The organism is Fodinisporobacter ferrooxydans (assembly GCF_022818495.1).
Taxonomy (GTDB): Bacteria; Bacillota; Bacilli; order Tumebacillales; family MYW30-H2; genus Fodinisporobacter; species Fodinisporobacter ferrooxydans.
In genome coordinates this window covers 2,582,273-2,594,357 of sequence record NZ_CP089291.1, presented here as the reverse complement: position 1 = coordinate 2,594,357, position 12,085 = coordinate 2,582,273, and the positions used below count along the sequence as shown (strand labels likewise).

At 40.5% G+C, this 12,085-nt stretch carries 10 protein-coding genes; 1 reads left to right on the top strand and 9 read right to left on the bottom strand.

Annotation, left to right across the window (positions count from 1 at the left end):
- Nucleotide 1 precedes the first annotated feature (1 nt).
- Nucleotides 2–175, top strand: a complete 174-nt coding sequence (locus LSG31_RS12300; protein ID WP_347435401.1) for a helix-turn-helix domain-containing protein — start codon at nt 2–4, stop codon at nt 173–175.
- A gap of 63 nt (nt 176–238) precedes the next feature.
- Here the strand turns inward: LSG31_RS12300 and LSG31_RS12295 are convergent, their stop codons facing one another.
- The 9 genes from LSG31_RS12295 to LSG31_RS12255 form a co-directional block, all read right to left on the bottom strand.
- The gene (locus LSG31_RS12295) at nt 239–502 is read right to left on the bottom strand and encodes an HPr family phosphocarrier protein (RefSeq protein WP_347435400.1); all 264 of its coding nucleotides are present in this window, start codon (nt 500–502) and stop codon (nt 239–241) included.
- A gap of 202 nt (nt 503–704) precedes the next feature.
- The gene (locus tag LSG31_RS12290; RefSeq protein WP_347435399.1) at nt 705–1,574 is read right to left on the bottom strand and encodes a carbon-nitrogen hydrolase family protein; all 870 of its coding nucleotides are present in this window, start codon (nt 1,572–1,574) and stop codon (nt 705–707) included.
- A gap of 150 nt (nt 1,575–1,724) precedes the next feature.
- The gene (locus tag LSG31_RS12285; RefSeq protein ID WP_347435398.1) at nt 1,725–4,856 is read right to left on the bottom strand and encodes an alpha-mannosidase; all 3,132 of its coding nucleotides are present in this window, start codon (nt 4,854–4,856) and stop codon (nt 1,725–1,727) included.
- Between the two features lie 18 nt (nt 4,857–4,874).
- Nucleotides 4,875–5,672, bottom strand: a complete 798-nt coding sequence (locus tag LSG31_RS12280) for a carbohydrate ABC transporter permease (RefSeq protein WP_347439502.1) — start codon at nt 5,670–5,672, stop codon at nt 4,875–4,877.
- A 61-nt stretch (nt 5,673–5,733) separates the two neighbouring features.
- Nucleotides 5,734–6,651 carry a carbohydrate ABC transporter permease gene (locus LSG31_RS12275; RefSeq protein WP_430734194.1) on the bottom strand — a complete coding sequence of 306 codons (918 nt, stop codon included), beginning with the start codon at nt 6,649–6,651 and terminating at the stop codon, nt 5,734–5,736.
- A gap of 66 nt (nt 6,652–6,717) precedes the next feature.
- Nucleotides 6,718–8,103, bottom strand: a complete 1,386-nt coding sequence (locus LSG31_RS12270; RefSeq protein ID WP_347435397.1) for an extracellular solute-binding protein — start codon at nt 8,101–8,103, stop codon at nt 6,718–6,720.
- Nucleotides 8,104–8,472: 369 nt separating this feature from the next.
- Nucleotides 8,473–9,630, bottom strand: a complete 1,158-nt coding sequence (locus tag LSG31_RS12265) for a GntR family transcriptional regulator (protein WP_347435396.1) — start codon at nt 9,628–9,630, stop codon at nt 8,473–8,475.
- Nucleotides 9,631–10,089: 459 nt separating this feature from the next.
- Complete coding sequence (locus LSG31_RS12260; protein WP_347435395.1) at nt 10,090–10,623, bottom strand: sugar phosphate isomerase/epimerase family protein; 534 nt, start codon at nt 10,621–10,623, stop codon at nt 10,090–10,092.
- Nucleotides 10,624–10,627: 4 nt separating this feature from the next.
- Nucleotides 10,628–12,019: an MFS transporter gene (locus LSG31_RS12255; protein WP_347435394.1), complete on the bottom strand. Its 1,392-nt coding sequence runs from the start codon at nt 12,017–12,019 to the stop codon at nt 10,628–10,630.
- Nucleotides 12,020–12,085: the final 66 nt, after the last annotated feature.

Genomic DNA, 12,085 nt, shown 5'->3' with positions numbered 1-12,085 from the left:
TGTGATTCTTTTACGCGTTGCCAAATTAATACAACAAAACAAATTGAATCAGAAACAATTGGCTCAATTAACCGGGATTCATCCGATTACCATATCGAAAATAAAACGTCAATTGAAGAAGGAACAACGATTGGAAATACTGAAAGATACCGCGGTGGATTTGAATCATAAATAGGCAGCAAAATAAACGTTTACTGATGAACATGGTTTGGATGAATCAAAGGAAAACCACCAGACACTATGCGTTTGGTGGTTGTGTTATATAGGCTGAAATGGCTTCAAGAGCTTGCTGATAATCATTGCCCATTGCGGAGATTACAACTGTTGATCCTACGGCGATCAATAAAGTAAAAATACCCATAATACTTTTGGCATCAACCTGTTTTCCATTGTACTCTAAATGAATATCCGATTGGAATCTACTAGCAATTCGAACAAGTTGATCAACTGTATATACGTCGAATTGTTTTTTGACCTGAACTTGGAGTTTGCTAAAGATCACATTGATTCCCCCTTAGTACTAAATTATATCGAAAATACAAATAAAAAACACTATTTTAAGATATTTTTTTAGATTTCATCCTTTAGTCAGAATTTGTGACAACATGTGTTTTGATTGTTGTACCTGAACACAAAAAAGGCCCCTGATCAACTCCAGGAACCTTTCATCACAAACTTTCTTATTCATTCCACATATATCATTTTTACCCATGAATTCTATCATGAACAGTTAACAGTTGACGGTACATCTCCGTTTCTAAATCACGAAGAACGGGAAATAACGGTCTAAATTGTGATGTCAGGGTTAGATCCACTTCTCCGATGGTTATTCCTTCCCCTGTATATGGAGCTTTTGCTAATATTGTACCGGGCACTTTTGTATCTCTATCCCCGGGTGCAATTAAGCAACCGCCTCCCCAATATTCCGTATCTCCTTCCGTTCCAACCAAATTTGTATAGGCAAACCAAATCGTATTTTCCATTGCCCTCGCCTTCACTATCGGCTCAAATATGTTTCTTTCAAATGAAGGAGATCCTGAAATTCCAACAATCAAGTCGCATCCCTTCAATGTCAGTAATCGTACTAACTCAGGGTAAAAAATATCGTAACAAATTAATAATCCAATTCGTCCGAGTGCTGTGTCAAAAACAGGCGATTGTGTTCCCCTCTTAAAGAAACGGCGATCCGGGAATGCTCCAGATCCTATCCTGTCCGTTGCATGACCTGGCAGGGCGTGCTTCCTCCATTTTCCGATATAGCCTTCTGGACCAACTAGAACCGCTGTGTTATAAAGGATGCCATCTAACCCTCGCTCTGGCATACCCCAAACAATATAGATTTCATGGTTTTTAGCTTCCTCTTCAAAAAACTCGCAACTTTCTCCCGGAATTTCTTCTGCTACGTTAAAAAATATATCTCCACAGTTATACCCTGTCAGGGCTAATTCGGGAAAAATAATTAATTTAGCTCCCCGATTAGCCGCTTCTTGTATATAATGAGCCATTTTTTTACGATTATCATCCGAGTTCGCTGTTACGGGAGTAATTTGCCCTAAAGCTATCTTAAACTTCATAAATCTCCAACATCCTTTCATCATTATAGATGCAGAGTTTATAATAGATTCCTAATAACTATTAACCTATCCGATAGCTACCCTGGTCCCGCCTATATCAATTCCAATAGCATATGACATGTTCTTCATTCCTCGTACGCTCCGATTCTTTTACATCTTGGCGAGATTTATTAAGAAAGTCTTAATCTCATATGGTTTTAGATCAAATTTGATGTTGGAGTCATTTGAAATTTCACCAATAGGACGTTCCAGTAGATCGGTTTCTTGCCAAAATTGAATGATCAGATCGCTCGAAATTTCAACAGTTCCACGTCCTCCGGAGAAATCATGCACACGCAAGACGAGTTGATCTTGGTCTTCCGCCTTCTTCACTGCATCGATCATGACATTTTTAGCAGCAGTTTGGAAAAGAGAAAATTTTTCTTCCGGTGACCTTCCTTGCACAAATGTTAATGGGCTATTCAGTGCCCAAGCTTCTTGAACTGTATTTCCTTCAAACCAAGAACCTGTATGCGGCAATAATGAATACGTAAATACATGTGTTCCTTGATCTGCTTGAGTGTCAGGATATGTTGCAGACTTGATCAGAGAAAGACGAATCACATTATCTTTAATATCGTGACCATATTTGCAATCATTCAATAGACTTACACCATACCCCTGTTCCGATAGATCTGCCCATTGATGGCCAACCGTTTCAAATTTTGCCTGATCCCAACTGGTGTTCCAATGTGTCGGACGTTTGACGTTTCCGTATTGGATATCATATGTGGCTTCCGTGGAACGAACATCAACCGGGAATGCCACCTTCAATAACTGTTGTTTTTCATGCCAATCGATCGTTGTATGGAAATCGATGCGTTTACAGTCGCGATACACGACTAAGTTTTGAACAATCGTGGAATGTTTGTACATCCATTCAAATCGAACAACAGTACGAATAGATCCAATCTCCGTAACCTTACAAGATTGAAGCTGTGTAATTTCCTTTTTCTTTTCTTGATAGAACAAATCTATGTCCCATGCTTCGAACATTTTTGGTTTGTCTTCAAACACTTGCAAAACATTCCCGTTTGCACCATCGGCCAATACTTCACGGTTAGCCTCTAGATCAAAGATACGAACAAGTTGACCGAATTCATTCCATTCCAGTTCGTAATAAGGTGTAGCCAATCCATTTTCTTTAAGTACGAATGGAACATCTTCTTCACTATTACGTTCGGATTCAAAACGAATCGTGGCAAGTCCCATAGATGGCATATTTTGTACTTGTACATGCCAGCCGTCTTCCGATACTTGTGCAGACAATGCATGTTCGCCTTGGTACCACTTTCCATATTCCATTCCTTGTTTCATGGGAATGTGTACGAGGTCCGTACGTGTCCATGGAGCTGAATTGAACACGGTGAATGTATTTGTATCTAGTTCCGAAACAATCGTTTTTGCGGAATTTTTCCATTCATTTGCAGCAATTTCATTTGCTTCTGCATATTCCAATTTGCTATCTTGGTATACTTCGTGAATCGAAGAACCGGGGATAATATCATGGAATTGGTTGCGTAAAATGATTTTCCAACCGTTATTCAATTGCGTTTGTGGATACAATGACCAATCGGATTTGAAAACAGACTGTACTACATTCATCCATTCCGTTTCCCGATAGAGCAATTCCAATTTCCGATTCATGCGTTTGTTGTATGCTTGACTTGTATAGGTGCCACGATGGTATTCGAGATACAATTCTCCATCCCACGTGTGTACATACTGCTCCGTTTTTTCAATGCAATCATTTAATTTCTTGAAGAATTCATCCGCACGGCCCGTCACTACTTTTGGCAATCCAGGCATATCTTCCAAGCGGCGACGCATTTCCAACATTTCGCGGTTAACGCCACCTCCGCCATCTCCGTAGCCATAGGAGAGAAGCAACTCTTGGTTAATCGATTTATCACGATACACTTTCCAAATTCCTTGTGCGGTTACAGGCGTGATTTGTCCATTATAGGTGTACCACCACTTATCCGGATTTTCGACTTCTGGCGTTGTGATAAAATGTGTTAAAACTTCCGTTCCATCCATTCCCCGCCACTTAAATGTATCGTGCGGCATACGGTTGTATTGGTTCCAACTGATTTTTGTTGTCATAAACGTATCAATACCGGATTTTTTTAAAATTTGCGGCAATGCCCAGCTATACCCGAACACATCTGGCAGCCATAAATACTTGCATTCTACACCAAATTCATCCCGGAAAAAGCGTGTGCCCATCAAAATTTGTCGTACCAACGATTCGCCGGATGTCAAATTGCAATCGGCTTCCAGCCACATGGCACCGCCTGCTTCCCAACGTCCTTCTTGAACTCGGTCTTTGATTTTTTCATAAATTTCAGGATAGTCATTTTTTATATACTCGTATAATTGGGGCTGCGTTTGCAAGAAGATATACTCCGGGAATTTTTCCATCAAACGTAAAACTGTTGAAAAAGACCGAGCCGCTTTTTCCCGCGTATGCTTTAACCGCCATAACCACGCGACATCGATATGTGTATGACCAATCGTATAGATGGTAACCGGATGTTGCGTTTGTATGGATTGAAGTTCCGTACGAAAAGCAGAACGCGCTTCGCGAATCGATGCATAGAAGGATTCCGATCCTGGTTCCGACCAATCAATTTGCAGGAACGAACGATCCAATGCCGTTAACAAAACCATCCGTTCGGGTTGAGATTCTGTCAACACATGCACCGTTTCCAACACCGCTTTTGCAGTATAGTACAAATCATCAGCATCTTCGTCCAACCATCCCAAATCCGCACGTTTCAGCTCATGGTCTTGCGGAGTTGGCTGACCTCCCCCTTCCAATCCGGACCACAAGCGAAATTGCAGAGATACTTTGCCGCCAATCAAGCCTTCCGGAAGAAAGACTTCCTGGTGATTGGAGTCAACACCTTGATACGGTCGCCCATTCACATACAGCAGGGACTCGAAACCGGAATTGCCGCCGCCGCCTGTTTTACCGAAGTCAAAGATCCCTAATATGGCACGACCGGTCCAAGTTGCCGGTATATCGACATTTGCAGTTAGCCACAGGTAACGATCCCGACCTTTCCAACGATCGCCTACTTGAATGGTTTGCCAATTTCCATCAGAAGGTGGACGAGCCCCTATCGCTCCTTCTTCATCTTCTTGCGATTGAAAGGAACCAAGAGTAAACATTTCCCGATACCGGAATCGATTTAATTCCTTGATTCTTGCAGATAATTTTTCTTCCGTCCAAAACATGTGATGTCCCCCTAACTTTTAACCTTTTGTTCCTCCGCTAAAATTAAATCCGGCAGACATGAATCGTTGTGACAAGATGTACAAAAGTACTGCAGGAATGGTATAGATAAACGAGAAAGCAGCCAATTGTCCATATTGGACCATCCCGTATTGCCCAAAAAATTGATAGATACTGACAGATGCAGGCAATTTCGTTGGACTTTGGATCAAGATAAATGGAACAAAGAAGTTCCCCCAACTTCCGGAAAACGTAAAAATTCCGACTGTAAAGATGCCTGGAAGCATCAGCGGCGTAACGACTCTGCGCAAAGTTTGCAGAACAGAAGCTCCATCAACCCATGCCGCTTCCTCCAACTCCATGGGAACAGAATCCATAAAATTTTTCATAATCCAAATTGCATACGGGAGAGAAGAAGCAGTCAGAAAGATCATGGTCCAAAAAATGGAATCTTGCAAATTAAAAAATACAAACAATTCATATACAGGCACCATCACAGCTGTAATCGGAAGGCCTGTTGCAAACAAAATGGTATACATAAACGGTTTTTTATATTTTAATTGGTATCTTGACAGCGGATATGCTGCAAGAGCAGCGATGACAACGACAAGAATGGATTGACCCAATGAAAGAATGCCGCCATTAACAAATGAACGGATATTTGCCGGGTTTTTAAAAATCGATGCGAAATTGCCAAATGTCCATTGTTTTGGCAGGGATGCCGTTAACGATGCATGACTATCAAAGGAGGCAAAAATCATCCACAAAAGCGGAAGAATAAACAGGACTCCTATGAATGTCAAAACGATATAAGGCATGACTCGAGCCGCCACAAATCGGTTCCACCTTAATGTTTGCACGGGATATTTCTCCTTTACTTTATAAATCGACTTTCGATATTTTAATGTACCCGACACTGAAAATAATTCCGATTAATAAAAGAATGAGTGAAATAGCAGTTCCATAACCAAGTTGATAACTTGAAAATGCCGCTTGATACATATAGATCGGCAGTGTTTCTGTTGCTGTTCCCGGACCACCGCCTGTTAATGCGTAGATCAATGTAAACAACCCCAACGTTTGCAGCGTAATTAAAACCATATTCGTTACAATCGAACTTCGAATCATCGGTAAGGTAATTCTCCATAAACGTTGCCATCCATGTGCCCCATCAATCATCGCTGCCTCTTGGATTTCTTTTGGAACATCCCCAAGAGCTGCTTGATACACCAACATGGAAAATGCGGTTCCGTGCCAAATGTTTGCAATAATGACACTAACCATAGGAAAACTTGTCAACCAGTGAATCGGTTTGATTCCAAGCCATCCAAGCATTACATTTGCTGTTCCTTGATCACTTAAAAAAGCGAACCAAATGAACGCCACGACAATTTCCGGCGTCACCCAACCGGCAATGACCAACGAACCGATCACACTTCGGAACCACTGCTTCTTTTCATTCATGAGTAATGCAAGAATTAGCCCCAATACTTGCTGGCCAACGATCGCCGATGCTAGCAGAAACACAATGGTATTGATTACGCTCATTCGAAAACTTGGGTCACTAAACATGGATGTGAAATTTTGAAAACCGACAAATTCGGTATGTGCCGAAGCTGCTCCTGTTAACGAGATGTTTGTAAACGCATAATAAAAGGTAAGTGCAATAGGAAGGAAAAAAAATATGAGCAGCAACAACCACGTTGGGAGCAAAAACAAAGCGGCCCGCAATGATTCATGGCCATTTCGCTTGAGGCGCATATTCTTACGAGTCGAATTGCGAACAGCCAGTTCCATAACGTTACCTCCATATTTAAATTTGCAACGCCGTACCTCTACGGCGTTGCATCATAATATTGACGATCACTTGGTTTCTGTGTTATTTGCTCCAACGATCCGTTGCACGTTCGCGGCATACTGATCCATCGCTTGTTGCGGCGTTGCTGCACCTGTTGCAACCGACTCCACAGCCGCCTGGATTTGTGTGGAAACAGACGGATATTGCGGATTAGCCGGACGGAAATGTGTAAATTTAGTAAATTGAGTTGCAGGTCCAAACTCTTGTCCCGGTGTGTTTTGATATTTTGGATCATTCGCCACATCCGTTCGAGGCGACAAGTTTCCACCATGCATATCATACCACTCATCATTTTCTTTATTGACAGCGTACTCGATGAACTGCCCAGCCAAATCTTTATTTTTCGACAGTTTCGATATGGAAAGGGCCCAACCGCCCGACATGGATGTAGCACCCGGCGCTTGCCCATTTTGTGTTGGCATCGCAGCTAATTGATAGGTTTTGGTGCCCTCTTTCCATGGAGCGGGCCCGTTTGGCAACCAGTTGCTTGGAATCCAGTTGCCGTCCATTGCAATTCCTATTTTTTCCTTTGGCATCATTTGCTGAGTCACGGTTTGGTCAGCTTGCCCTGTCAAAACGACAGATAATTGTGGTCCAAGACCTTGTGAATAGATATTATGAATAAATTTTAATGAATCCAAGAAACCAGGGCTTTTGACTATCCATTTTTTGGTAGATGTGTCATACAAAGTATCGTTTGTCCCATATAGCAACATTTCAAATGTTTGCATCGTTGTTGCTTCGCCAGTTGCTTTTCCGACTTGTCCATAGAAAGGAACAACGCCGGGAACTTTTTCTTTAATCGTTTTCGCAGCAGCCATAATGTCATTCCAGTTTTTTGGGGTCCATGGGACGGGCAATCCTGCTTTTTTGAAAATATTTACGTCATACCAAAGCCCGCGAGTATCTGTGCTAAAAGGTACGCCATAGACATTGCCATCACTCCCCGTACTTCCCGCTTTCATTGCATCACTAAATTGTGACCAATCGGGCCATTTGCTGACATACGTATTTAATGGCGCAAGATAACCTGCGGATGCATCCGAGTTGATCAGAAATGTATCTTCTGTTACAACATCCGGTGCTGTACCGGCAGATTTCATCATCAAGTCAATTTTTGTGTAGAAATCGTTTTCTGAGGCTTGGATCGGTTCCAATTGAATCGTTACACCGGGATGATCTTTTTCGAAACCGGTTTTTGCTTTTTTCAACCATTCTTCTACCCAAATCGGAGGCTGGCCAAAAGATTGATAGGCAACCTTTATGACCTTGTCTGACGATTGCTTTGTGCTTGTACCTGAAGTTTGTTGGCTGCTGCCACATGCTGTCAAAGATAAAGGTAATGCAGCGATCAACATTACATTTAAACTCTTTTTCCATAAGGATTTCATTTGAATCCCCTCCTAGAATATGTAGTTCGTAACATGTGGGCAAGAACGAATGACGAATCAATCCCTCCTTTGCATGTTGATATAGAAAGAAGGATAAAAAGCCCTCTTTAACAAATTGGAATTTTTTACAAATTACAATAAAAACATATGAGCATTTCAAAACAATTCTAACAACCGAAAAAGAAAGCGCTTTCTATAGGCGGTAAAAATAAAACCATTTGTTTGGTATAGAACTACGCCTTAGATTGCTATACATAAACATTTGGTTATAATAAATTTTATATTAATATATTATCATAAACATATTAATATGTCATCTATGTTTTCAAAAAAATGATGATTTACCTAATTCAATATATTAGCTGTATTTTATCTGTTTGATCGGGTCATTTGCCTTGTCGTATTGCCTTCAACCAAGCGAAAACCGATTATATTTTGACTTGGCACGGGCTTCCCTTTTAATTGGTCAATGAGCAAATCTACAGCTTTCAATCCGATCAATCGTTCATTTTGCTGAATGTGTGTGATGATCCAATCATTATACGGATGTTCCGGGTGATCGAAACAAGTGATTGCGTAATCGTCCAGATTCTTTTTTCCCAGTGATTGTAATACCTGTACAAGTACAACTGCAATTTCATACTCACAAGCAACAAACGCTGTTATTTGAGGATTTTCTTGAATAAACGTCTTTAATGTAATCTGATCTTCCACGCTTTCATCACTTTGTTTAAAACTTGGCAAAGTGCTAAACAATTCCGTTATCACGTAATTCGGATTGACAGCGAATCCTCTGTGTGAATGGGCGGTTGTAAATCCTTGAATTCGTTCTTCTATCGAGGAGGTATATTCCTCAGGCGGCGAAACAAACGCAATGTGCTGATGTCCCTGAACTAACAAAAAAGTTGTTAATTCCTGCGCGGCTGCTTTGTTGTCCGTATACACCGAACATGCTGGTATGCCTTTCAGATATCTGTCAATTAAAACCAGCGGAAACTGATCCAATACCAGCCTTAATAAACTGGCAGTATAATGTTGTCCATTGACTGGGTAAATAATCAACCCTTTTACACCTTGCTGCACGAGCGAACGTATCGCCAGTTCTTCTTCCTCCTGACTGCCGTATGTTAACTTGATGACTATATGATATTTCATTTCCGAACATCGTTTTTCAATGCTGCGCAATATTTCTCTTCCATAACAATCTGAAAAAAAATCAGGTATGATCACTCCAATCAGACCATTCGGATTTTTTTCCGTTTCTAAGCTTTGGGACTGAGTCCCCGGTTGCTCTAATTTTGTAAGATCCGGCAATGAATCCGACACATAGGAGCCCTTTCCGCGAATCCGCTCAATTACACCTAATTGCGCAAGCTTTTCCAGTGATTTTTTGGATGTAATTCTGCTTACCTGATACTGATCTGCCAACTCTTTTTCTGAAGGAACGCGATCATTTGGCTTTAATATGCCTGATCGAATTTGCTCCAGCAGTTCTAAAAAAATTTTTTCATACAATGGTGTGTCCATAGTATAAATCATCCCATCAATTCTAAAGTTGATATATTTAATATATCATCCAAAAAACTATTTTGCCAATTAAAAATCACCCATTATGCAACATCAACGGTGAATCATACATACCGCCATATCACATCCAGGGTGATCGCTACTAAGCATGAAACTATGAATTATTTTTTAAATTTCGCACATAAATTTTCGCCCTAAAATTTGTTCGATTCTCTCTCTTTGCATCAGCGAGAGAACTCGTCGGAAGCTTAATCCCAGAGCGACCGCATCGATTGTATTTGATGATTAAGACTAACAATTCTCCCGTTTGCAGTAGCGGAGCAATTAGTTACGATTGCTATCGGATAAAAATGATTCAAATACAGGACAAATACCAACCATTTTATCTAAGAGCATATGAATCCATGAGTTTATTGCACAAATCACAAATTCTATTTAAAGAGGATGTTCAAAAAGTAGTCAAAACTCCACGGCGGATTGCTTTGCCGAATCCCAAAGAGATTTACTCATGTACCAAACACGTACACTCCGTCGCCTTTTCGTGCTTCGGCTTCGCACTCCTTGTGCCTTACATAACCACTTTTTGAACACGCACTTAAAATGTTTTGCCAGAAACTTCGCTGCTTCTACGATACCTTGTTGCTCTGCTTCCAATGTTCCCCAATAGTTATGATCTTCAAGTTCGATACTGACGACACCTTGGTAGCCAAAACGATCCAATTGTTCGGCAACCATCCCCCAATTCACGAGACCTCGACCTGGGATTGTATAACGCCAAGAACCCTCGGTGAACTTTAACTTTGCCCCAAAAGATGCAGGAAGAGTCCCATATTCATATAGTTCATTTTGTAAAATTTCTGTATCTTTCCCATGGCAATGGTTGATCCTTTCGCCAAATTCTTCAAGTACCCGCAAGTAATCAATGCGCAGTCGCACTAGATGAGATGGATCGTAGTTCAATCCAAAATGCGGAGAAGGAATCGCCTCAAACATGGTCCTACATCGTATTCGAACGAATACGTATTCGACTTGAATCATAACTGTACAACACGACACAACCTATGATTCCTGCAATCGCCGTTATTAAAAAAACGATAGAAAACGAAAATGTATCAATTAAGAAACTGCTGCCGATCGTTACAATTGAAGAAACAATTAATGTAATGACTGTGTTGATGCTGATACACATTGGCAATTTTTCTTTTGTAACCGTTTCAATGATTAAAATCCCATTGCTTAAATTGTATCCGGTCAAACATACGTTTGTTAACGCAAACGCAACAAATACTGCCCATAATTGGTGTATAGTTAATGCAAAAATTCCCGCGAATGCACCACAAGCGGAGGCTGCAATCAAAACAAATCGATGGCTGCGTTTATCAGCCAAAATGCCAAAACAAATATTGCCTAGGAAATTAACCAACCCGGCAAGCCCGGTAAATAGCGCAATTTGCATCGAATTTGCAGCAAAGTCCCGTACTGCATACAGAGTATAATAAGCCAAACTTACTTGTGAGATGATCATAAAAGAGAAAGCAATGACAATTTTTTTAAATGTAGGGTTATCACTGAAATTTTTGGGAATTGATTTGTAATACTGAAAATAATTGATGTTGATTTTTGTAATTTGGTCCGGCAATTCCTTCATTAAGGCAAATACAAAAACATCGATTAACAACAAAATAATTCCGATTGCAAAAACTACCGTATAGTTATATGGAAACTTTATATCAGCTAAAAGAATCCCGATCAAATAGGCAATACCTAATCCAAGCAAATTGCCGATTCCGCCACTGTACCCTTTTAGCCGTCCGCGTTGCTGTACGGCAATCATTTTTACAAATAAACTCATATAAAATGGTCCATAGGAACCCACAAAAAAATTAAACCCCAACCAACAGATCAAAAATAACATTACCATAAAATGCGGATGTGATACGGAAAAGAAGGGAATGGTGAGAATAAATGCCAAGAAAAAGATACGTTGTGCAAATAGCAGCTTTACAAACGTTTTTAATTTATAAGGAAGATTCATTACTTTTTTTGCAAAAATCGGTTGAGAAACAAATGCGCCGATGGAAACAAGGGCATTTGCAAGCCCGATTTCAAACGTACTGGCGCCTAGGTTGGATAAAAAATATGTCATTACCGCGTTTACCGATAAAAACGTCATCCCGATCGTAAATACGATTGGATCAATAAACATCAAGATGAAATTTCTTTTTTTCGCATCCATATCCCCATCATCCCATCCGGTCTTTTCATGTAGATTCTCAATCCATCGGATCATACATAAACCCGCCTTGAATTCAAGACGGGTTTTACTTGATTTGTTTTCCAGGATCAACCCCCATTTCCGAATACCGATCGAACCTTTTGGATGTTTCACGCAATGCTTCCTTTTGTCTGCATAGGAATCAGTTCCGTATACTGCAATACGATCGGCACCCTCAAA

Coding starts and splice junctions, on each gene's coding strand:
- LSG31_RS12290 (WP_347435399.1), bottom strand. CDS start 1,574: ATGAAGTTTAAGATAGCTTTAGGGCAAATTACTCCCGTAACAGCGAAC.
- LSG31_RS12285 (WP_347435398.1), bottom strand. CDS start 4,856: ATGTTTTGGACGGAAGAAAAATTATCTGCAAGAATCAAGGAATTAAAT.
- LSG31_RS12280 (WP_347439502.1), bottom strand. CDS start 5,672: ATGCCTTATATCGTTTTGACATTCATAGGAGTCCTGTTTATTCTTCCG.
- LSG31_RS12275 (WP_430734194.1), bottom strand. CDS start 6,651: ATGGAACTGGCTGTTCGCAATTCGACTCGTAAGAATATGCGCCTCAAG.
- LSG31_RS12270 (WP_347435397.1), bottom strand. CDS start 8,103: ATGAAATCCTTATGGAAAAAGAGTTTAAATGTAATGTTGATCGCTGCA.
- LSG31_RS12265 (WP_347435396.1), bottom strand. CDS start 9,630: ATGGACACACCATTGTATGAAAAAATTTTTTTAGAACTGCTGGAGCAA.
- LSG31_RS12260 (WP_347435395.1), bottom strand. CDS start 10,623: ATGTTTGAGGCGATTCCTTCTCCGCATTTTGGATTGAACTACGATCCA.